The 22280-nt window shown below is 43.1% G+C and carries 19 protein-coding genes; 7 read left to right on the top strand and 12 right to left on the bottom strand.

Going from position 1 to position 22280, the window contains the following annotated elements:
* Nucleotides 1-36: 36 nt before the first annotated feature.
* From AC5JPY_RS00095 to AC5JPY_RS00085, 3 genes are all read right to left on the bottom strand, one after another.
* Nucleotides 37-621 carry a nitroreductase family protein gene (locus AC5JPY_RS00095; protein WP_493852702.1) on the bottom strand — a complete coding sequence of 195 codons (585 nt, stop codon included), beginning with the start codon at nt 619-621 and terminating at the stop codon, nt 37-39.
* 235 nt (nt 622-856) lie between these two features.
* Nucleotides 857-1957 carry a cell division protein ZapE gene (zapE, locus tag AC5JPY_RS00090; protein ID WP_319050273.1) on the bottom strand — a complete coding sequence of 367 codons (1101 nt, stop codon included), beginning with the start codon at nt 1955-1957 and terminating at the stop codon, nt 857-859.
* Between the two features lie 211 nt (nt 1958-2168).
* Nucleotides 2169-2828 (bottom strand): alpha/beta hydrolase, encoded by a 660-nt coding sequence (locus AC5JPY_RS00085; protein ID WP_443524202.1) that lies wholly within the window; start codon nt 2826-2828, stop codon nt 2169-2171.
* A 303-nt stretch (nt 2829-3131) separates the two neighbouring features.
* On the opposite strand from AC5JPY_RS00085, the gene AC5JPY_RS00080 reads away from it, so the two are divergent.
* The 3 genes from AC5JPY_RS00080 (at nt 3132) to xseB (ending at nt 5599) form a co-directional block, all read left to right on the top strand.
* Nucleotides 3132-3500 carry a hypothetical protein gene (locus AC5JPY_RS00080; RefSeq protein WP_319050271.1) on the top strand — a complete coding sequence of 123 codons (369 nt, stop codon included), beginning with the start codon at nt 3132-3134 and terminating at the stop codon, nt 3498-3500.
* 247 nt (nt 3501-3747) lie between these two features.
* Entirely contained in the window at nt 3748-5280 is a 1533-nt protein-coding gene (gene xseA / locus AC5JPY_RS00075; RefSeq protein ID WP_493851666.1) for an exodeoxyribonuclease VII large subunit, read from the top strand.
* Between the two features lie 58 nt (nt 5281-5338).
* Entirely contained in the window at nt 5339-5599 is a 261-nt protein-coding gene (xseB, locus tag AC5JPY_RS00070) for an exodeoxyribonuclease VII small subunit (protein ID WP_443524205.1), read from the top strand.
* 21 nt (nt 5600-5620) lie between these two features.
* Here xseB and pncB read toward each other — a convergent pair whose 3' ends face one another.
* From pncB to AC5JPY_RS00050, 4 genes are all read right to left on the bottom strand, one after another.
* On the bottom strand, nt 5621-6847 hold the full coding sequence (gene pncB, locus AC5JPY_RS00065; protein ID WP_493851665.1) for a nicotinate phosphoribosyltransferase: 1227 nt from the start codon (nt 6845-6847) through the stop codon (nt 5621-5623).
* Between the two features lie 364 nt (nt 6848-7211).
* The gene (locus AC5JPY_RS00060; protein WP_493852701.1) at nt 7212-8132 is read right to left on the bottom strand and encodes an ATP-binding cassette domain-containing protein; all 921 of its coding nucleotides are present in this window, start codon (nt 8130-8132) and stop codon (nt 7212-7214) included.
* A gap of 63 nt (nt 8133-8195) precedes the next feature.
* A complete protein-coding gene (locus tag AC5JPY_RS00055; RefSeq protein WP_493851664.1) occupies nt 8196-10124 on the bottom strand; it encodes a glycine betaine ABC transporter substrate-binding protein in 1929 nt (642 codons plus the stop codon).
* A 458-nt stretch (nt 10125-10582) separates the two neighbouring features.
* Nucleotides 10583-12067, bottom strand: coding sequence for a coniferyl aldehyde dehydrogenase (locus AC5JPY_RS00050; protein WP_493851663.1), 1485 nt, complete (start codon nt 12065-12067; stop codon nt 10583-10585).
* A gap of 521 nt (nt 12068-12588) precedes the next feature.
* On the opposite strand from AC5JPY_RS00050, the gene lipB reads away from it, so the two are divergent.
* From lipB to AC5JPY_RS00035, 3 genes are all read left to right on the top strand, one after another.
* Nucleotides 12589-13425 (top strand): lipoyl(octanoyl) transferase LipB, encoded by an 837-nt coding sequence (gene lipB / locus AC5JPY_RS00045; protein WP_493851662.1) that lies wholly within the window; start codon nt 12589-12591, stop codon nt 13423-13425.
* Between the two features lie 196 nt (nt 13426-13621).
* Nucleotides 13622-14152 (top strand): inorganic diphosphatase, encoded by a 531-nt coding sequence (locus tag AC5JPY_RS00040; protein WP_443524214.1) that lies wholly within the window; start codon nt 13622-13624, stop codon nt 14150-14152.
* A gap of 168 nt (nt 14153-14320) precedes the next feature.
* Entirely contained in the window at nt 14321-14788 is a 468-nt protein-coding gene (locus AC5JPY_RS00035; protein WP_443524216.1) for a hypothetical protein, read from the top strand.
* A gap of 54 nt (nt 14789-14842) precedes the next feature.
* On the opposite strand, the gene AC5JPY_RS00030 is transcribed toward AC5JPY_RS00035, so the two are convergent.
* Together AC5JPY_RS00030 and AC5JPY_RS00025 are read right to left on the bottom strand one after the other, a co-directional pair.
* On the bottom strand, nt 14843-15697 hold the full coding sequence (locus AC5JPY_RS00030; RefSeq protein WP_493851661.1) for a patatin-like phospholipase family protein: 855 nt from the start codon (nt 15695-15697) through the stop codon (nt 14843-14845).
* A 988-nt stretch (nt 15698-16685) separates the two neighbouring features.
* The gene (locus tag AC5JPY_RS00025; protein WP_493843369.1) at nt 16686-17573 is read right to left on the bottom strand and encodes an SDR family NAD(P)-dependent oxidoreductase; all 888 of its coding nucleotides are present in this window, start codon (nt 17571-17573) and stop codon (nt 16686-16688) included.
* A 199-nt stretch (nt 17574-17772) separates the two neighbouring features.
* Here AC5JPY_RS00025 and AC5JPY_RS00020 point away from each other — a divergent pair, with 199 nt between their 5' ends.
* Entirely contained in the window at nt 17773-18180 is a 408-nt protein-coding gene (locus tag AC5JPY_RS00020) for a DUF1622 domain-containing protein (protein ID WP_493851660.1), read from the top strand.
* A gap of 87 nt (nt 18181-18267) precedes the next feature.
* Here AC5JPY_RS00020 and dusB read toward each other — a convergent pair whose 3' ends face one another.
* The 3 genes from dusB to AC5JPY_RS00005 form a co-directional block, all read right to left on the bottom strand.
* The gene (gene dusB / locus AC5JPY_RS00015) at nt 18268-19299 is read right to left on the bottom strand and encodes a tRNA dihydrouridine synthase DusB (protein ID WP_493851659.1); all 1032 of its coding nucleotides are present in this window, start codon (nt 19297-19299) and stop codon (nt 18268-18270) included.
* A 121-nt stretch (nt 19300-19420) separates the two neighbouring features.
* Nucleotides 19421-21466, bottom strand: coding sequence for a BCCT family transporter (locus tag AC5JPY_RS00010; protein WP_493851658.1), 2046 nt, complete (start codon nt 21464-21466; stop codon nt 19421-19423).
* Nucleotides 21467-21852: 386 nt separating this feature from the next.
* Nucleotides 21853-22280: HIT family protein (locus tag AC5JPY_RS00005; protein WP_493851657.1), on the bottom strand; the 428-nt coding region annotated here is incomplete at its 5' end.

Raw genomic sequence — 22280 nt, 5'->3', positions numbered from 1 at the left:
GGCAATACTATTACCAAGAAATCCTATAGGGTCAAATCATGACTCGAAGCGTACTAACGGTTCGATATCGATAGGTTTGCGGGCAGACTCATTTTTGGGGCTTGTGCCAGTATAAACAAAAGCGGTCACATAATCATCTGGCCCTACGCCAAAATAGGCTTTTACTGCTGGCTCGTTACATAGTAGTCCAGTACGCCACACCGTACTAAACCCTTGGGCTTTTAGCGCCAATATAAGGTTTTGCACCGCAGCGCCAGCACTAAGCATTTGCTCAAATGGTGGGACTTTTTTATGCGCTTGCATTTGAGTAACCACAGTTATAATCACTGGTGCACGAAGTGGCATAGTGTGGGTTTTTTTGATGGTCTTCTCAGACACCTCTTCACCATCTTGTAATGCCTTTGTTTTTACGGCTTCAACCAGAGCATTGCCAAGCTCATGTCGCGCGTCACCTTGCGTCACAATAAATCGCCATGGGCGCAATTTTTTGTGATCTGGTGCTGTTGCTGCGCACTCAATAGCAGACTCAATCTGGTCACGCGTCGGTGCTGGTGTATCTAGATTGCCCATACTGCGTCTTGAATTGATCCAACCTATTAACTCATCACTGGTAGATGACATATCGCTTCCTGATACATTTTTCACGGACAGCTTATTGTCTAGCGTTTCTAGATTATCTTCATTTGTCGTAGTCATTTTTTATCCTTACTTATTATTATCTATTTTTGCTAATTATTTTTAATATTTATCACTGACTGCCTAATTCTTATTACTCAGCAGTTCTAAAAAATAGATCTTTAACAGTACTTTTAGAGGTAATAAGCATGAAATATCAGCAATACAGCTTTAAGGAAAACTATGCAGCATCCTCGACACGGTGCTCCATACGTAGGTAATCTTCTGATTGCATCTCAAGCAAGCGCGAGCGAGTACGCTCAATTTCAAACGCCAGCTTTTCTCCTTGATACAAGTCCAAAATTGATTGTTCTGCTCGTACCAATAGTTTTACACGGCGATCGTAAAACTCGTCAACAAGGTAAATAAAACGGCGCGTTGGATCACGCAGATCATCATCCAAGGCGGGAACTGAATCGACCAATACCGTACTGAACTGTTTGGCAAGCTCAATAAAGTCAGATGCTGAGCGCGGTGCCATGCACAGATGGCGGAAATCACAGAATAGAATATCATCAGTACGCGCATTGACTTTTACTTCGCGACCATTAATAGTAATAGGATCATTACTAATTTTTTGGTTATCAGACAGGCTGGCAAAGCGGTTGGCTAACCAGTGATGGTTGGCTTTGGTCATTGGCGACTCGTATAACTCCGCTTGTTGGAGCACTCGCAGACGGTAATCAATACCAGAGTCAATATTCATCACTTTTGTATGGCTTTCAACTTCTGCAATCGCTGGCAAGAAACGGTCACGGTGCAGGCCATCTTTGTATAGTCCAGCGGGTTCAATGTTGGATGTGGCGACCAAGGTAATGCCGCGATTGAATAGCATGGTGAACAAATCACCCAAAATCATAGCATCGGATACGTTAGACACAAAAAACTCATCAAAACAGATGATGACCGCTTCTTCATAAATAATATCGGCGACCTTTTCGAGTGGATTGCTTTCACCTTGGAGTTTATTCAACTCTTGATGAACGCGCTGCATAAAATGATGAAAATGCAGGCGCATTTTGCGCTCAATGGTCAATGAATCATAGAACATGTCCATCATCCACGTTTTACCGCGTCCCACACCGCCCCACATATATAACCCAGTTGGTGCAACAGGCTTAGACTTCAAAAACCCAAAAAAACCTTTCTTTTGCGGCGCACTATTGATGAGCTGATGGTATATCTCATCAAGGGAACTCATGGCCTGAAACTGCTGCTCATCACGGGTAAACTCATCTGTACTGACGGCTTTCTCGTAACGTTGCAATGGAGATAAACTCATAATACGACTCATCGTTGGATTCAATAAATATCAAAATTAAATAACAAAACAGTGGGATAGCCAAGCATCTGACAAGAAACACTACCCGTCAACACATTTCACATCAAGGTACTTCATTCAAAAACATTGGCTGTGAGATGTACTACAAAAAGCATCTTCAAAGACAAAGCTGTGAAATAACGACCTTTGAAGAACAATTATAAAGCCAAAGCTAGCCGTCATGCCCAAAGCTATGGGCTTCTAATAATTTTTTGAGCTCTGACAGGCGTCCATGGAAAAAGTGTCCAGCACCATCGACGACGCTAACCTCAAGCCCTAGACGATCTGCAAACGCTTGCATATTGTCAGGTTCAATCACTTCATCAGCATTGCCATAAATCTCAAAGGTTTTGTCAGCGGGTAGATCAATGTCACTACTGTCGTTTTTTTCGACTGATGGTGCAATAAGGGCAATTTTTGAAACTTCAAAATCACCCACTCCCCATATATGCGGGGCTTCAAGCACTTGCTCAGCCACGCGGGCTGTAACATATCCACCAAAAGAAAAACCACCAAGCCATAGTTTGCGGGCATTGGTTTGCTCGGCGATCCATTGTAGCACGGTCATTGCATCGACGACTTCACCTTCCGCGTAATCGTGCTCACCTGTCGATTGACCTACCCCGCGGAAGTTGAAGCGCACCACATGCATGCCATTATCACGAGCAAAGCGATACATAGTCGTGACTACTTTGTTATTCATCGTACCGTCAAACAGGGGATTAGGATGACACAGTAGCGCCACGGTATCAGTGTTTGGGTCATTCGGATTGTCTTGTTGCCATAGTGCGTCGACCTCGAGCACACCAGCAGGAGCGGGAATCAATTGCATAGTATTACTTTTTAATAAAAAATGAATGGCTCAATTATGCTAGATATGATTTATATTTCAAGTAATTTGCTGTGTACGGTCGTGTCTTGTTTTGTTTTAAACGAATGAAAGTTATTTTTAGCCTTGGGATTTAGGCTTTAGACCTCGCTCATTTCACTAAACGCACTTATGGCAGTGTCTCTTCGCAATATCGCTGCAATACAACACACCATAAGCGTCTAGACATTTAATATATCGTTAGGTTACATTCATAAAGCTTTACTTATAATCATGATGTTTTTTTTGTAACCTCAGGAATCATTTATGAATACTTTTAATAAAACCGCCAGTCTAGGTGCGTGTTTCGCGGCTATACTGACATTGAGTGCGTGTCAAAGCACACCATCATCGCCTGTGATTCAACGTGCCAATTCCATTTATGAGACTACTGGTATTAGCGATACTAAAGTAAAGGCGCAACAGAATGCCATAGATAGTGCGCAAAAAACCTGTCGTAGCAAGCAAGTGATTATCGTAGAAGATAGCGTGCAATATAACGGTATCTTGAATGAGCGTACTGGTCGCATGGTTGGACAAATGGGTGCAGTCGTTGGCTCTATCTTTGGTACAGGCACACCTAACTTGTCGCGTGATGATGACTATGAATATACTATTAGTTTTCGTTGCCAATAAGCCAACAACCTACTTTATACGATAGCCACCTTACGGATGGTAAATTTACGAGTCATCTGCTGATACTGCTGATATCATAGACAATCTGATGCCAATCAAATAGCCAACAAGCTTCGATGTCGATAATATATCGCTCAAAGCGTGTTGGCTTCGCTTTTTGTATACGCCCTTTTGGGTTAAACTGTTCATATTCTACTTGTCACTACCTCATCAGTCTTTGTATTTCAATCATCTTCGGTCTCATATCATGCGCAAACCCAATCTTTCAAATATCAAACCCGCCAAAGTATTAGCGCCTGCTAAAGATTTGGCAACATTGGAAGCAGAACTCGCTGAGCAAGAAGACCATTTAGAAGATACCGTCCTACGCCTGAGCGACTATTTATCGGCGGTTGAAATGGTCATCAAGCAAACCTTTGATCACCGTGTCTGGGTCAAGGCGGAAATCCGCAATTTATCAAGTAAGGGCGGTCACTATTACTTTGAGTTGGCAGAAAAAGACGATGCTGGCAAAGTAATTGCCAGTTGCCGCGGTAATCTTTGGCGTTTTAAAGCGTCTCGTGTGTTGGCTAAGTTTGAGCGCTCAACAGGCATGCCCCTTGAGCGTGACTTGACTGTCCTACTCAAAGTATCGGCAGGTTTCCATGCCCTATATGGCTTTTCTATCACCATTGAAGATATTGATCCTAGCTATACGCTAGGTGACTTAGCACGGCAATATGCAGAGATGGTTGATCGCTTGACAGGCGAAGGCCTACTGCATCTTAACCAACAGCTTCCGACTCCTTTTGATATCGAGCATGTACTGGTCATCGCACCCGAAAAGGCTGCTGGATTGGGCGACTTTCAAGCCGATGCAAATCGCTTAGCGAATACAGGCGCTTGTCAGTTCCACTATCATCATGCGACCTTTCAGGGCAATCACGCGCCTGCCGAGATACGACAAGCGATTGTTAGCGCCCAACAGGCGTTTTATGATACTTACCAGCACCTACCAGACTTGTTAGTCATTATTCGTGGCGGCGGTGCAGTTGGTGATTTGGCTTATCTGAATGATTATGAGTTGGCAGCGTTGGTTGCTGAGCTACCTATTCCTGTCTGGGTCGGTATCGGTCATGAGCGTGACCGAGTTATCTTAGATGAAGTTGCGCACACAAGCTTTGATACGCCTTCCAAAGTCATTGCTGCTATCCATAACCATTTAGCACAGCTCGTCTCTCAGACGCTACAATATCAAGCGCAAATTAAGCAAGCCGCTCAGCGCCAATTGAATACTGCCGAGCAACAAACCACGCGCCAGTTGAGCCAAATACAGTCGCAAACTATCGGACAGCTCACCGCTCTACAAAAAGACAGTGATTATGCGTGGCGCAGCATTCAACAAAGCGCGCAGCGCCAAGTGAAGCAAGCCGCCAGATTGACGACTGAGCGGTATGTACAGACGCAAAACTTAGCGCATCAGCAGCTCACAAAGGCCGGTACTCGTAGTAAAAATTACCAAGAGTTCATTATGCAAAACGCGCAACAACAAGTGATACAAGCGAAGCGTGATAGTGAACATCTGCGAGACATTGTACTATTACATCGACCCTCTCGCGTGCTCAAGCAAGGCTATACCATGCTTATGGATAAAAAAGGCAAACAAACACTCACCAGCAGCGCCCAACTGTATCCTGAGCAAACGGTCAATATCATTCTAAAAGATGGTAGCGCAACAGCACAGATTATAGATTTAACTATGGATAAAGAAGTAACAGAAACCTCAGGCACTTTAACTTAACAAAATAATAATATCTAAAGAACACTCGTCTACTTACCTTTAAACATTAGGAAATTTTATGACCACCCCTACTCGCAGACGCAAAAAAGCCGCCCCAAAAACTTTTAAGGCGGCCTACGATATTTTGAAAACCAATGCAGCCGAACTACAGCAACAAGACGAGCCTGACATTGACAACCTGATGACCACCGTTGAAGAGTCTATCGCCGCTTATCGCGTGTGCGAGACTCGCATCAATGCGGTTCAACAAGCATTGGATGCCGCCTTTGCTGAAGAAAACCCTACTAGCGACTCCAAGCATAATCAGTCTGATAGTTAGACAACAGAATGTTTTTCTGGCTTACTCTGGTTCATCCACCTCAAACACTTGACGAAGATAGGCAAGATACGTGTCATTATTGATCATGGTCTTGCCTGGGCTATCAGATAGCTTGGCTACTGGCTGACCATTGCACTCCACTAATTTAAGTACGATATTGATCGGTGTAATACCCATATCATTGGTTAAGTTAGTACCAATGCCAAAGCTGGTTTTGATACGATGTTTAAAGTATTGATGCAGCTCCCACGCCTTCTCTAAGTTCAAGCCATCACTGAAAGTCAAAATTTTGGTCTTTGGGTCTATTTTTAGCTTCTCATAATGGGCAACTGCTTTATCGCCCCAAATATAAGGGTCGCCACTATCGTGGCGTAGCCCATCAAAGAGCTTGGCAAAATATAAGTCAAAATCGCGCAGGAACGCATCCATTCCGACCACGTCAGTTAAGGCAATGCCTAAGTCGCCACGATACTCATGTACCCATGCTTCAAGTGCGGCCTTTTGTGAGTCACGCAGACGCACATCCAATGCCTGAAATGCCTGCATGAACTCATGTGCCATCGTCCCTATTGGCGTCATTCCAAGCTGCTTTGCCAAATATACATTAGAGGTACCGCTCACGATCTTTGGTTCAGCGCTGTATAACGTCTCCACCACATGTGCTTGCCAGCGTTTACTAAAACGTCGACGCGTGCCAAAATCAGCAACGATAAACGGCGGTGTATCGACACCATTGTTTGCTTGCTCTACCGCATATTGGTGCAGTAGCGTGACCTTTTCATCGAGGCGGCGCTGTCCTTCTTCAATCACGCTATCATTCGATAGTGCATTAAAATATAGCTCATTGACGATAGCGAGCACAAATACTTCAAAGAACATCGCTTGAATCATCGGTCCTTCGATATCGATAGATAAGCGCCCTTTTTCATCGGTACTGACCGTAATAAAACGGCGCTTTAGCTTAAACAACTCAAGATAATCGACGAAATCTGAACGCATAAAGCGCAAACTGCGCAGGTAGTCCAGTTCATCTGGTAAAAAACGCAGCTCACATAAGCTGTCTAGTTGCTGCTCTAAGTCTTTTTGGATATCAGCCAATGGATAGGCCGTGTCTTTATTATTGCGGCAGCGAAAACGATAAACACCATGTGTCTGAGGGAACTGATGCAGCATGGCTTGTAGCATGGTAAATTTGTACAAGTCATTATCAAGCAGTGAGGTAATGATCGGGGTATAGATAGCAGTCATGCTATGGCCTTAAAAGTGCAAAATGAGAAACAAACGTCACTGAATAGACCAAGCGACATTGTATCTGAGATATAAACTGTATTTGAAATATAGACTGTATTTGAACTATACATAGTATCTAAATAATAAACGACAAACCTTTATCAAGCGCGTGTTATCAAAAAGCCATTAAGTATAACGAATTTTGGTGTTTATTTCAGAGTTCACTATAGATTGCAGCAAAATTAGTACAACCTTCAAATTAGTGAGCTGGCATATTGGGCATATAACACAGAAAACGCTAAGGCTTAGCTTAGCGTTTTTTATTTATTTTAGATCAGAGTTTTCTTAGTATTTATCAAGTCTTATTAAGTATTAGGGCTTATCAAGCTTTTGCACTCATGAACTGCTCGACATAGTCATCAACAGGATTATGCCGTAACTCACTTGAGGTGCCAGTCTGTATCAGTCGTCCACCATTTAAAATACTAATGCGCTGACCGACTTTGATGGCTTCATCAATATCATGAGTGATAAAAACAATGGTTTTGTTGAGTCTGTCTTGCAGTGCAAGCAGCTGATCTTGCAGCTGGGCACGAATAAGTGGATCAAGCGCAGAGAATGCCTCATCCATCAACAAAATCGGATTGTCGGTTGCTAATGCTCGGGCCAGTCCAACACGCTGCTGCATACCGCCTGACAGCTCGTCTGGGTAACTGTGCTCTACATTGGTAAGTCCCACTTCATTTAGCCAGTGCCGTGCACTCTCATTGCGTTCATTCACACTCATTTTGCGGACACGTAGCCCATAAGCGACATTTTGCATCACTGTCATGTGCGGCACCAAACCAAAATGCTGAAATACCATACTAACCGTCTGCTGCCGATAGTGCTGCAATTGCTTATCATTAAGCGACAAAATATTAGTAGCGGTTCCTGAAAGTTCTTCTGCTGTTGGGTCGAGCGTTTCTATTCTTCCTGCACGGCTTTTAGTATTTGTCACTGCCTGAGTAATACGATCTGCATTAAGCGCAGTATCCACCCATATCTCACCACTAGTAGGATCGATCAAGCGATTAAGATGACGTATCAACGTAGACTTACCAGAACCTGATAGCCCCATGATGCAATGTAGCTCGCCTGCTTTGATATCCAAGTTAATATCGTAGAGACCCACCGAGTAGCCAGTTTGTTCTTTGACAGCAGTACTGTCCATACCCTCAGCCAGTAATGCCAATGCAGATTGTGCTTGTGTGCTATCGGCATTATAAATTTTGCTGATATTTTTTAGTTGGATATGATTCATCATTGCTCTCACTATTGCCTGATTTTTTATTATTGCTTTAGTCACTGACGATTGGATAAACAACTATCCAATGGGACGCCTACCTGCCCTAATCGTTTTTTGGCGTGCACGCTTGCCTTGACCAAACGCTTGAGTAATACGGTCAATGATAATGGCAACGATAACGATAGCCGTCCCTGCTTGCAGTCCTTGCCCGATATTTAGGGTTTGGATAGATTGCAATACATCCTCGCCAAGCCCTGGGGCACCAATCATCGACGCCAGTACCACCATCGCAAGCGACATCATCACCGCTTGGTTGATACCTGCCATGATACTAGGCAGCGCTTGTGGCAGTTTGATCCAAATAAGTAGCTGCAAATGCGTACTACCAAAAGAGCGTCCTGCTTCGACCATTTCGTGATTAACTTGAGTAATCCCTAGTGTCGTCAGACGAATCAGTGGTGGCAGTGCATAGATAACCGTTGCAAACAATGCAGGCACTTTACCAATGCCAAATAGCATCAGCACTGGAATCAAGTACACAAAGCTTGGCATGGTCTGCATCACATCGAGTACTGGCGTCACAATCTTACGCAGTAGCTTACTGCCTGACATCGCAATGCCGATAGGAATACCAATCACTACGGTGACCAATACTGATACGATAAGTAACGCCAAGGTATCAATTAATGCGTCCCATAATCCAAAAGCACCAATCAAAAACAGCCCCGCGCCGCATGCCAACGCAAACCAAATCTTGCGAACACCAAACCATGCCAGCACAGCCACCAAAGCGATAATCAGCCAAGGCGGAATGATGGTCAGCAATCGCTCGATAGGTAAAAGTAAATACGTAAGCGCGGCTGTGCTAATAGTGCGAAATACGTCTCCATAGTTTAGAACCACACTTGCCAAGGCGTTATTGAGCGGCGTCTCAAGTGACCATGAAGGGAATATTGTTGCTTGGGCGGAGCCATCGATGCTAGCGGTAGTAGTATCCTCAGTAATAGCACCATCTAAGCCGATACCTAAGTTTGAGGCAAGGTTGGTACTGGCATCTCCAGACAACCACTCACGCCAAACGTCTGGGTTCTCACGCAAAAACACCAGCGCCTGCTCATCCCCACTACGCTTTGTTTCGCTCATCTCTAAGATCGCACCATTGAGCTCATCAGGCGTAAACTGTACCTGCTCGAACACCTCTGCCAGCTCAGGATTAGATTTAATAAATGGCGTAGATACTGCGATGCCTAAAGGCGATACAGGAAAGCCTGATACACAGTCAGACGTACCGTCAGCAAGCAATAGATCTTGCCAGCAGGCATCTTTATGAACAGGAAATTCCAACGCGGCAAAATCATACTTTGCCATGAGTCCCGTGGGCTGCCAATAATAGAATAATAGCGGCTTATGCTGCTCAAAAGCGGAGGCGATTTCGGCATCGAGCGCCGCGCCAGTACCAGGATGAGCATTATTAAAAATACTGTCTAGACCGGTGTTTTTTAGCAACCGTGTATTGAATATCTCGCATGTCCATCCAGAGGGACAGTTCATAAAGCGCGATTTATTTGGGTCTTCGGGATCTATAAATAGGTCAGCATATTTGGGCAGGTCTTGATAACTGCGCAGTCCTGGGTTTTCTTCTAAGACGTATTTTGGGACGTACCAGCCTTGGGTCGCACCGCCTTTTAGCGTATCACCAATGACAGCGACTTTATTTTGTGCAATGGCGTCTTCCATAATTGGTGAACGACCAATCCATTGCTCACCAATGATTTGGATATCGTTCTGCGACAGTGCCGTCTCTAGCGCAGGGCCTGCTCCTGGCACTTCCTCAACTGTACAATCATAGCCATCTTCTGCGATATATTTGAGTACACCAGAGATAAATTGACCGCTCTCCCAAGTAAGTGCTCCAAATTTGATAGGTGATTCACAAGCTGCAGATGCTGATACGGGTAGCAACAGCGCGCTCATACACAGTAAACTTAACGCGATCCATTGACGCATGCTTTGTCCTATTTTTTTTGTATTAGCATGAAGTAAGCATCGAATCAGCAAAGCCTTATGATGGCATTTTGTGGTGACATATCGATCAATGACATTTATGAATCATGCAAATATTATCTACTGTTGTTTAGACTTACTACAAAGTGTATCGATTTATGTGAGTGATGACAAATGCTTATTTATCGATAGATATCATGGTTGCGATGATTGATTTTGATACCACAAAGATAGACACTCTGGTACTAAACACTCTTTTTCTGATTGCGTTGATTGATTTTTGAACAAAAAAAACAGCACCTATCTAAATAGGTACTGTAAGTTGTAAAATATGAATTATAAAATAGTCTAACTAAGATATTTTTGAACCGTCTATTTTAGAACAAATATTTCAAAGGTATTTCTTTTAAAAACCAACCCTCTAGAAGAGATTATTTCAAAATTTGTTATTTCACAAACTATCATTTTAAAAACAGCGCCATCGCCTTTTTAAACAGTCCACCATAAGGCGGCAGCAAGAAATTGAGACCATTAAGCTTGGTTTGTACAAAGACAGGCTTCATATGGCTCAAACGCTCAAAACCAGCTTTGCCATGGTATGCGCCTGTACCAGAGTCACCAACCCCGCCAAATGGCAAGTCATGCTGGGCAACATGAATAATCACCTCATTAATACATAGACCACCAGAGACTGTATTATTACGCACATTCTCCACACTACTGTAGTTATCACTAAAGACATACAACGCCAATGGCCGTGGACGTGAGTTGACAAAATAAATCGCATCATCAAGGGTTTCGTAATGCACCAATGGTAAAATTGGGGCAAATATTTCGTTCTGCATAATATCGCTATCAGGTGCAGGCTCACTCACGATGACTGGCGGCATCAGACGTGTTTCTATATTAGGCTCCGCAGTGGTAAGGGCATGTATCTCATCACCAGTTAGTGCATCTAGATAGCCCTTGACCCGTTTGAACTGCTCACCATTGATGATACGCGAATAGTCCGGATTTTCTTCGATATTAGGATAGTGTTTTGCCATCCACTCTTTTGCTAAATGGATGAACTGGTCATGATGTTGACGCGGAATCAACACGTAATCTGGAGCAATACAGGTTTGACCGGCATTTAATGTTTTGCCCATCATCACGCGATTGACCACAGACTCTAAGTTGGCATCATCTAATACAATCACTGGTGATTTGCCACCAAGCTCAAGCGTCACTGGCGTCAAATTAGGTGCAGCAGCAGCCATTACCTTTTTGCCTACAGCAGTCGATCCTGTATAGAGCAGATGATCAAATGGCAACTCGCTGAAGGCTGCAGCAATATCAACCTCACCCAGTACCACACAGATCGTATCTGGTGAAAAGTAACGAGCAATAGCATCCGCGAACGCCTGAGCGAACTGCGGCGCCGCTTCGCTCATCTTGACCATGATTCTGTTGCCCGCAGTGAGCGCATCGATCATTGGGCCAATGGCTAGGTATAGTGGATAGTTCCAAGGCACCATAATACCAATCACACCCAACGGCTGCGGCTGGATCTCATTATGTGCTGGCATATATAGGGCTGAGATAGGCGCGCGATGCGTTTTCATCCATTTTTTGCCGTGTTTTTTGGCATGACTAATACCCGTAAAGCTCGGGAACAACTCGGCAAACTGGGTCTCTGATTGGCTGCGATAACCAAAGTCAGCACTGATCGCCTTTGCAAAGCTCTCTTGATTATCACTCAGCATCACTTCTAAATTATCCAGATGAGTCTCACGCTCTCTCCAGTCATTGATTGGCTGCGTACGACTCAACATCTGCAAGCGTGAAAACTGTGCTTTCATCTCATCGATAGTAGTAGCAGTGCTCAGTGCTTCGGGCATACGCTGTAGCACAGTTCGGGCATCAGCTGATGTCTGCTCAGGGGTGTGTTGATTGTTATCTGTCATTTTTCTTCCTTGTCGTAGTCGTTTATGCTCATATCATTTATGTTCATATATTATAATGCAGTCACGGCGCTATATTGGGTTATAGGTACGGTCTTACTAGGCAGACCTTTTTATTTTGTATTCAGGTCTATTTTATGATCAGCTCTATATAGTCCTATGTACTTTTGACTATCTTACTTTTAAATGTCCTGCTGTTTACTATACTGCTTTGACTGTAGATTCTATCAAGTTCCATTTGTGCTACTTTAATGTAGCGCATCGACTGCGCAATGAACAGCATCTTTGATTGACTACAGGGTTTGTATCAATACTGTTTTTTGACCTTTAACGCAATGATATACAAATATTTTTAGCGCCTTCTCGCACTTCTTTTTTATGAGCGTCGGCCACCTTTACAGGCAGCGTGATAGCATATAATTTTGAGCGACAGTTGCTAAAACTGCTACACTGCCTATTTATACACCATACCTTTACGCCAAACCGTTGTGCCCCTTTACACCAGACAATAATAAGACACTCCCATGCCAAACGACACGCAACAACTTAATGACACACTGATCAGTAAATCTCTATCAGCAGCCGACTACGTCTCTACGCTTGATGCGATGCTATCACGCACACTTGCTCGTATCGATTTAAAAAAACAACAAGAACAGCGTACCCCTGATGAGTTGTGGATCGTGGATCATAACGACGTCTATACACTCGGACAAGCTGGTAAAGAAGAGCACATATTACAGCGTACCGATACGCCCATTATAAAGACCGATCGCGGTGGTCAGGTGACATGGCATGGTCATGGACAATTAGTGATTTACTGGTTGTTTGACTTGGACAGCCTTAAATGGAGCGTGCGTCATCTAGTCTCTCACGCAGAGCAGGCGATCGAGGATGTCGTCAACGACTGTTTGCATGGCTCAGCATCATCTAGTGATGACCACATCAGCGCTCATGCCCGACGTGATGCCCCTGGTGTTTATCTTTACGCTGACCCTACCGATACCGACACATCAACCAACAGCACCTCGTGTGATGACACACCTCTTGATCATAAAATTATGCTGGGCAAAATAGCCTCATTAGGTTTCAAGATTAAGCATGGCTTTAGCTATCACGGTATTGCGATTAACCTCAATTGTGACTTATCAGCATTTAATGCGATCAACCCATGCGGGTATGCAGGTATGCAAATGCTACGCCTATCGGATTTTGTAGATATGCAAAAAGAGACACAAAACCGAACGGCTCAACAAATAAGTAAGGCACTGAGCTATGACGTCGTTACTCAAAAACTCATCGACAATATTGCAAAACGCCATGCTGGTTTAATTAAATTACGAGCGATTGCACCTAAATAAGTGCTTTGAGTGTGTTCTTGCATAATCTTTTTTTGCATAATGTCTTGCACGCTTAGACTTACGCATTGTGAGAAAACTTGATTCAAACTTGCTATAATCGCATGCAGCATAAATCGGATGCCCCAATACGATGTTGTGGCACTCAAAGCTCAACCCCTTATTCAAACTTCTAAAACAAAAGAAAATGGAGTATTTTATGGCAGATTTTAATAAAATCTTGGACGCAGGCGATGTAGACGGCGGCATTATTAACGCCGTTGTTGAGATTCCAACTGGTAGCAACCACAAAATCGAATGGAACCGCGAATTGGCGGTATTTGAGCTTGATCGTGTTGATCCACGAATTTTTGCAAAGCCTTGCAACTACGGTTTTATCCCGCAAACCCTTGACGAAGATGGCGATGAACTGGACTTGTTGATTCTAACGGAAGAGCCATTGACCACAGGTGTTTTCTTAAAAGCCAAAGTAATTGGTGTGATGAAATTTGTTGATGATGGCGAAGTTGATGACAAGATTGTTGTTGTTCCTGCCGATGATCGCAACAATAGCAACGCCTACAACAGCTTGGATGACCTACCAAAACAAATCATCAATCAGCTAGAGTATCATTTCAACCACTATAAAGACCTGAAAAAACCAGGAACCACTGTGGTCGAATCATGGGGCGATGTCAGCGAGGCCAAAAAAGTCATCCATGAAGCCATTCAACGCTGGAAAGATCTATAATTTATCAAAAATTGGCATCAATGCTGACACAAGATAAATAATAAAATACCGCAATCATAATGTGATGGCGGTATTTTTTTGCTTGAACATTGTTTGTGTAACATGGTTATAATAAACCGACGATACTCTCCTACTCTATGTGGCATCTATTTGACACTAAGGACAACCATGTTTAATCCCGACCCTATCACAAAGCCCGTCAATACAAAGCTGCCCAAAGCAATCATTACAATGATCGAAAAAAACAACTTGGTCATGGCGATCAAGACATTGGCAGCTGATGAAAACATCAGTATGGACGAGGCCAAGGTACGGATTGATGCTTATGAGACCAAGCTAAAAATAGAGCAGCAGCAAAAGCTAAGCACCATTGCCAATAAACAAGGCATTCCTAATCAAGCCATTAGCTTCGATAGAGAACAAGACATTGAAGAGGACTCTGGACCGCTAGTAAAAAATCGGGTCAAATCGACTAAATCAGAGCAAGGGTTTAAAAGTCTGCAAGCGGGTGTAGACAGTCAATTGAATGATTTGGGTTACAAAAAACCGTTGCTCCCCTACTGGCTAAAACGCGTGCTCGTTATCGCTATCATAATGCTGGGTGTGTTTTGGATATTATGGCGGGTTTTTGGTTAAAAAATATTAGCTCACCATATGTAACGTAGCATTACTTGTCCGTCATTCGTTGAACTAGAGCCTGTACCACTCTTCAATCGCTTGGTGCCCAGCATCCAGCCCGACATCATAGCTATAGCGAATTTTAGCTTTATTTTTAGACAACCGGCTCGCCATATTTTTTAAGTCAGGTGGACAAATCTCTAAAAGCGTCTGTGATGGCGATGTATGCAAAAATTGCACGGCATCATTATAGCGTTGGGTTCGTGTCAATAAGCTTTGAGCAAAACCTTGGCGCTGCTTAGCGTAGTATTTTGCCAGTAACTTATCGCCTTTGAGACTCGCTTTATAGTAGTTTTTGGGGCGAGTACGTACAACCATCATCTTAGCGACGCGGTCCTGCTTGGCAGTCCAATGTACGGGTAAAGCATCAGCCACACCGCCATCAAAATAAGGCTCACCAAATATCTCAACGGCTTGCCTGGTCAGCACCGGAATAGAACTTGATGCTCTTAACCCCTCCAAAATATTTGCTTTACAAGCTTTGATATAGGTCGCTTCTCCTGAAATAGCATGCGTCAATACCATATAAAATTCAGCATGATTGGCAAATAATTGCTCCTGATTTAGCGGATATTCCTGTTCAACAACGTCCCACATCCACTTCAAATCTAATAAGTCACCGCCTCTAAAAAAACGACCATAACGAATAAATTCAGATCGAAGAGAGTGATCTAAGTAAATGTGCAAGGTACGACCTTCTTGTGCAGCCAAATAGTTAGCGACGTTGGTTGAACCTGAGGAAACACCCACACAAAGGTCAAAAGGATTGAACTGTTGCTGTAAAAAAGCATCTAAAACGCCACTGGTAAATGCGCCGCGCATTCCGCCACCTTCAACGACTAATGCCTGCCGATGTTGTTTGATCATTAAAAACCTCTGATAACTCACGCAGCGCACACTTACCAGCACACTAGGTGAGAAAATATATACAAATAATTTTGAGTTTATAGTCGGGCTATCAAGTCATTATTATCACTATAAGAGACTTTGTAGTAAATAGTCACGGGTACATTCTGACTGATATGAATAACTGAACGCTATGGGTATCTAGGTACAGGAGTCTACTATCACCTATTTATATTATGTGAACATAAATGACAAACCCAAACAGATAGATATTAGTTTGCTCAATTAATACTTTTGGTAACAAATACCAACTTTACAAAAATAATCCTAATACAAACAAACAGTCATAAAATGGACTTTTTTTTACCGTTTATCGGATAATCGATGATATAAGCCAGAAATATAAAAAAATACCGTCTTTATAATTGGCATTTGTTCATAAATAATATATATTCTATGTTGTTTTGATTTTGGGGAGATACACTTGTGATAGTTTCTGGTGACAAACTTATATGCATCATTGGCAATCCTTTTTTTGAAGAAGGATCTATATATACGGTTGGCGATGTCGTGACCAAGGATTTATTTGAAATAAAAATAGGGCTCGACGAATACTGGTATGCCAAAAAATGTAACGAAAGGATATGTGTCCATTTTAACTCGAACGAAACGGCGATCAACGATGCATGGTTCCAGCAAGTCAAATAGGCGTTGAGTAGACTAACTGTAGACACCATTTTATAGCTTATAACCTAAAAACCGTCTGTAAATTACGGACTCCTTTGCTGACCCTCGAAGTTTTTATAGATAGCCATCGATCGTCTCTGATCACTCTCAAATAAATATTCTTAAAATCAAAAGCAAATCGAAATATCATCTAAATATCTCTCTCACGGCAACTGAATAATCAAACAAGCTAATCATTAGATCACTCAAAAAGTCAGAAGCATAAAAAAGGATACCATCGTATCCTTTTTTCATTTGCTTAAAAACTCAAAAAGTTTCTACTCTAGTGATATTCACCAGGCAAAATCTTAGCAAAAGCGCGTTGAGCAAGGTTTGGCTTGCTGTCTTTGGTCTGTGCTGCAGTAGAGCTTGGGAAGATACGATAACCAATCGACTGAATACCGACGTTGAATGCTGGTACCAACGAATAGGTCGCTGATGCAAATTTACCCATATTACTAGCGATACTGTTTGGCTTATCAACAATAGCTCTTGCTACCATCAATGCAGCTTCGTCTGGCATAAGCGCAGGCATATAACGATACAGCTTAGTTGGAGCAATCATAGGCGTACGTACCAATGGCATAAAGATATTGGTGACTTTAATGTTATCCCCTTTCACTTCTGCTGCTAGGCAACGACTAAAGGCATCCAATGCAGATTTTGATGCCACATATGCAGAAAATCGAGGACTATTTGCCAATACACCAATTGACGATATATTGACAATCTGTCCAGTACGGCGACCAATCATCGTGGGCAAAAACCCAAGAATAATTTTGACGGCACCGAAATAGTTAATCTCCATCGTACGTTCAAAGTCATGAAAACGGTTGACAGACTCATGCACCGAACGACGAATCGAGCGACCAGCATTGTTTATGAGTACATCGACATGTTTAAAATCAGTCAGAATTTTATCACTGGTTTTTTCGATCTCATCCATGTTGGTGAGGTCACATGGATAATAACTGGCTCTACCACCAAGTATTTCAATATTTTCTTTTACTGTTCTAAGCTTGTCTTCAGTACGTGCAAGCAAAATAACGTGGGCACCGCACTCACTTAATAAAAAAGCGGTACGCTCGCCAATACCGCTTGACGCGCCTGTAATGATAATATTCTTACCTTTCACTGCTTTGGTTATTGCTTTTTTCGAGGGATTAGCCATAAAAAGTCCTTTTTGTCTGTCCTATGCCAATAAATATTCGTTTATAGCATAGCAAAAAAATATCGTATAAAGTGAACAAAACACCAGTAATTGACAGCTAGTACGATGATTATGCAGGTATGCAGTGGTATATAATCATACAATAGCGGTAAGATTTAATATTCTGCTATGTACTAATTGAGTTTGAGGAGGATATATTTTGATAGAAACGTTAACCCATTATATCGATCTAATTGCCAAAATAGTCGAAGTCATTGGGGTTCTTATAATGTTTTTTGGCATATTTTTTGCGTTTTATAGGGCATTTCGACTACCAGGAGGCTTCAACCATAATACGTATGTCGATATCAGGCAGACTGTTGGTAAATCTATCCTATTAGGCCTAGAGGTACTTATCGCTGCTGATATCGTCGCCACTGTGGTCACAGAGCCATCGTTACGTAGCGTAATAGTATTGGGTATTATCGTACTTATTAGAACGTTTTTGAGCTTATCATTACAGGTAGAGCTAGAAGGTCGGTTCCCTTGGCAAAAAGAAAAACCGTTGCCGAAAGAAAACCTCGCCACTACCCCTGCTGAGAATACGACACCTATCGATAAAGCATAGGAAACGAAAAAGATACGCTTATGCAGTATCTGCTATACAAGTGTGATGATAGATACTAGATGAGCATAATAGCATCGCGGTCTTCTACTACTTATGCGCCTGCAAAAAAGTCTCAACCACTCGAAATTGTCCAGCGGTGCTCTCTTCGCCATACATTGCTTGCCGAAAGGCGTTAGAGTTCGGAATACCTGTCGTATACCAAGCGATGTGCTTACGGGCTATACGGCAGCCAGAGTACTCACCATAAAAGTCATAGAGCTCTTGTAGATGCGCCAGTACAATCTCTTTTATCTCACTGATACTTGGGGCATCCAGACGCTCGCCCGTACGCAAGAAATGCTCAATATCACGAAATATCCATGGCTGCCCTTGCGCCGCACGACCAATCATCACCGCATCACAGCCCGTCATCTCATAGACATGCTGGGCTTTTTGCGCGCTATCAATATCGCCATTAGCGATAACCGGAATACTGATGCTGTCTTTGACTTCTCGTATGAGCTCATAACGCGCTTCACCCGTATACATATCCTCACGCGTGCGCCCATGAATGGCAATCGCCGTAATACCTGCTTGCTCTGCTCGCTTCGCTACTCGCAAAATATTCTCGCGACCATTCTCAAATCCCAATCTTGTCTTTAGCGTGACAGGGGCATCCACCGCATTGACTGCTGCATCTAATAGACGCGCGACCAAATCCTCATCTTGTAGTAAGGCAGAGCCTGCCAGCCTACGGCAGACTTTTTTGGCAGGACAGCCCATATTAATATCAATGATCTGTGCACCGTTATCGATTTGATAACGAGCCGCTTCAGCCAATTTGTCAGGCTCCGCACCTGCTATCTGTGCAGAGATAGGGGCAATCTCATTATTAAAATTGGCACGATATAGTGATTTTTTGCGTGCATAGAGTGCCGTATCTGCGATAATCATCTCACTGACCGCATGACCTGCACCGAATGATTTGCACAGACGGCGAAAAGGGTTATCCGTCACCCCTGCCATCGGGGCAACCATCAGACGGTTTTCGATAGTCAGACCACCGATGACTAATGGCTGCAATAACGGATGGTCAGACACTGAGGCGGACGAGGATAAAACTGAAGAATCAATAGACATAAAAAAACGGCTTGATTTGTAAGGAAAACAAGCCGTTATTCTAAGGAATCTTATATTTATTGCAAGCTATTACGGTAAATAGCTTGCCTGATTTATAATTACTATTGACGCATTCATTCTATTATTTGTCGAGTACACTGCCCTGCTCTAGGGTGATATCTTCATCATGTTCTTGCATACGCCATGGTAGGCTATCAGGTGATACATTGAGGAAATGCAGGTATTTTTCGAACTGATCGATGATGTCATTAATCACTGACTCAGACTGGTAGCCGTATAGATCATATGTTTGACCACCGCGGCGTAGATAAACCTCAGCACGGTGATGATGCTCTTGCGGTAAGGTATCCGCGGTGCCCTCAGTATAATAATCAGGCGCATCATGTTCGGATAAGCGCACTTCATACCAAAACTCAACATCGTCGCCACGCTGCAACTCAAGTACCGCACGGTTATTGACTGCATCGTAATTGACTTCAGTGGTCCAGCCTGTCTCTGCAAACTTAGATGATACTTCCATCATGGATGGCATAATCACTTCTTTGATATAACTCAAGACCTTATCGCGCGTTGGTTTGTCAGTCATGTAGTCAATACGCTCGCGCCATGCTGATGGTTTGAGTAGATGCGGTGGCAGTTTGTTATTTTGACCGAGGCTTTGATTACGGTGGCCTTCGATACGTAGGGCACGCCACATACCAAACATTGAGATTAGAATAATAATGGCAAACGGTAGCGCACTGACGATAGCTGCTGTTTGCAGTGCTGTTAGACCACCTGCGATCAAGAGTACCGCTGCTACGGCCCCTTCAGTCACTACCCAAAAGCTGCGCTGCCACCACGGCGTATCACTACGACCACCAGCCGCTAGTGAATCAATCACTAATGAACCTGAATCTGACGACGTCACAAAAAAGGTAATAATTAATAGAATAGTCAATGACGACACAAACTCAGTGAATGGTAAGTTCTCTAATAGTTTAAATAAAGCAATCGCTTGGTTGTCCTGTACATCGCCAATGAGCGAGTTATACCCATCGACCATAATCATATGTAGTGCAGTATCACCGAACACAGCAAACCAAAAGAACGTAAAGAACGTTGGTACCAGCATCACGCCCAATACAAACTCGCGAATGGTACGACCACGGCTAATCTTGGCAATAAATAGCCCCACAAAAGGCGCCCATGCGATTGTCCACGCAAAAATAAACAGCGTCCAGCTACCGATCCAGTCGCTGTTCTCATAGGCCTGTAAACTAAAGGTACGCTCAACGATATTGCCCAAGTAGCTGCCTGTATTTTCCATAAAGGCATTCAAGATAAAGATGGTCGGACCGACAATAAACACAAAAATCATCAGTGCTGTCGCTAGCACCATATTTAAAATAGACAAGCGTTTGACACCCTTATCCATACCTGCCAACACAGACAACAGAGCCGCTGACGTCACTAATGCAATAGCAATCACCTGCACAGTGGTGTTCACTGGAATTAGATCTGGCAACAGGTAATTGAGTCCCGCGTTGATCTGCGATACTGACAAACCGAGACTGGTCGCAATACCAAACATCGTGCCCAATATCGCAAACACATCGACCGTGTGACCGATAGGACCATGAATCTTGTCACCGATGATTGGATACAACGTTGAGCGTATCGATAATGGTAGACCGTGGCGAAATGCAAAATACGCCAGTGACAACCCCACTACCCCATAAATCGCCCAAATATGAAATCCCCAGTGAAAATAGGCAATTTGCATCGCTTCTTTTGCCGCCGCAATCGTTTGTGGCTCCGAGAGTGGCGGACTGGCAAAATGCATCACTGGTTCTGCTACCCCAAAGAACAGGAGCGCGATACCATAGCCTGCTGAAAAGAGCATAGCAAACCATTCAAGAAACTTGTATTCCGCTTCAGCATGGTCAGGCCCCAGCTTGATACTGCCATAGGACGAAAATGCCAATACGATAATAAACATCAAGAACAGTGCCACTGCCAACATATAAAACCAACCGAACGTCTCAGTCGTAAAGGCAAGTACATCGTTGAATAAAGCACCTGCTGCTTCAGGATTGATCGCTGTACCAATGACCAGTAGCAGCATAATGATGGCAGCGGGTACAAAGACTGGTAATAAAATAGTAGAACGAGGTAATTTACTCATGAAAAGCGATTTCCCAAAAGTTGATTTTGCCTTTTTTATAGTTATTCATTGGTAAGGACAAAGGTGAATGTAAGATAGCTAATAGATAGTTTATGGTTGTGCGTTAAATCTAAATTAGTTAGTAATGAGTCGATTAACGATAAGTTAGTAAACACGCATCATATCTATCACATTCTTTTCAAAAACCCTAGACGACCAGCTGACTCGTAACATGACCTTAACGCTCGTTACATGACTATTACTAAGCAACAAAAAAGACAGCTTGCGAGCTGTCTTCTTATCTTGTACACCACTTATGTTAATGCGCTATGACTTAGACCTACATATCGCTATAGATATTAAGGTCATAAAGCATGGTATTTATATCACAAAACATGGTACTGCGATTACGCATCATTGATTGCTGCAGCAAGTTGCTTTGCAATATCGGCAAGTTCACTTTGATCAGCTTGTGCCACCGCATGGCGACCCAGCTCATGAATACTCGAGGGGATTAGATGTATGTGATAATGAAAAACCGTTTGACCTGATTGCGCACCATTCAACTGCATTTGGATGATACCTTCACGCTCGAACACTTTACGCTGCGCTTGCATGACTTTTTTGGAGGTCATCAAAACAGCGGCAGCATACTCTGGCTCAAGATTAGCCAAATCAGCTGTTTTTTGCTTAGGTATGACCAATACATGACCTTTTGCTTGCGGCATAATATCCATAAAGGCAAGGGTTTTATCGTCTTCATAAACCTTGTGGTATGGAATATCCCCGTCCAGCATTTTGGCAAAAATATTATTGTCGTCATAAGCAGTCTTTT

Source organism: Psychrobacter sp. H27 (assembly GCF_059072655.1).
The sequence above is the reverse complement of the archived record's forward strand: the minus strand, read 5'-3'. Positions and strand labels throughout refer to the sequence as shown.

Bases quoted from the DNA above. Each gene is read 5' to 3' on its own strand.
- AC5JPY_RS00095 (WP_493852702.1), bottom strand. From the start codon at position 621: ATGTCATCTACCAGTGATGAGTTAATAGGTTGGATCAATTCAAGACGC.
- zapE (WP_319050273.1), bottom strand. From the start codon at position 1,957: ATGAGTTTATCTCCATTGCAACGTTACGAGAAAGCCGTCAGTACAGAT.
- AC5JPY_RS00085 (WP_443524202.1), bottom strand. From the start codon at position 2,828: ATGCAATTGATTCCCGCTCCTGCTGGTGTGCTCGAGGTCGACGCACTA.
- AC5JPY_RS00080 (WP_319050271.1), top strand. From the start codon at position 3,132: ATGAATACTTTTAATAAAACCGCCAGTCTAGGTGCGTGTTTCGCGGCT.
- xseA (WP_493851666.1), top strand. From the start codon at position 3,748: ATGCGCAAACCCAATCTTTCAAATATCAAACCCGCCAAAGTATTAGCG.
- xseB (WP_443524205.1), top strand. From the start codon at position 5,339: ATGACCACCCCTACTCGCAGACGCAAAAAAGCCGCCCCAAAAACTTTT.
- pncB (WP_493851665.1), bottom strand. From the start codon at position 6,847: ATGACTGCTATCTATACCCCGATCATTACCTCACTGCTTGATAATGAC.
- AC5JPY_RS00060 (WP_493852701.1), bottom strand. From the start codon at position 8,132: ATGAATCATATCCAACTAAAAAATATCAGCAAAATTTATAATGCCGAT.
- AC5JPY_RS00055 (WP_493851664.1), bottom strand. From the start codon at position 10,124: ATGCGTCAATGGATCGCGTTAAGTTTACTGTGTATGAGCGCGCTGTTG.
- AC5JPY_RS00050 (WP_493851663.1), bottom strand. From the start codon at position 12,067: ATGACAGATAACAATCAACACACCCCTGAGCAGACATCAGCTGATGCC.
- lipB (WP_493851662.1), top strand. From the start codon at position 12,589: ATGCCAAACGACACGCAACAACTTAATGACACACTGATCAGTAAATCT.
- AC5JPY_RS00040 (WP_443524214.1), top strand. From the start codon at position 13,622: ATGGCAGATTTTAATAAAATCTTGGACGCAGGCGATGTAGACGGCGGC.
- AC5JPY_RS00035 (WP_443524216.1), top strand. From the start codon at position 14,321: ATGTTTAATCCCGACCCTATCACAAAGCCCGTCAATACAAAGCTGCCC.
- AC5JPY_RS00030 (WP_493851661.1), bottom strand. From the start codon at position 15,697: ATGATCAAACAACATCGGCAGGCATTAGTCGTTGAAGGTGGCGGAATG.
- AC5JPY_RS00025 (WP_493843369.1), bottom strand. From the start codon at position 17,573: ATGGCTAATCCCTCGAAAAAAGCAATAACCAAAGCAGTGAAAGGTAAG.
- dusB (WP_493851659.1), bottom strand. From the start codon at position 19,299: ATGTCTATTGATTCTTCAGTTTTATCCTCGTCCGCCTCAGTGTCTGAC.
- AC5JPY_RS00010 (WP_493851658.1), bottom strand. From the start codon at position 21,466: ATGAGTAAATTACCTCGTTCTACTATTTTATTACCAGTCTTTGTACCC.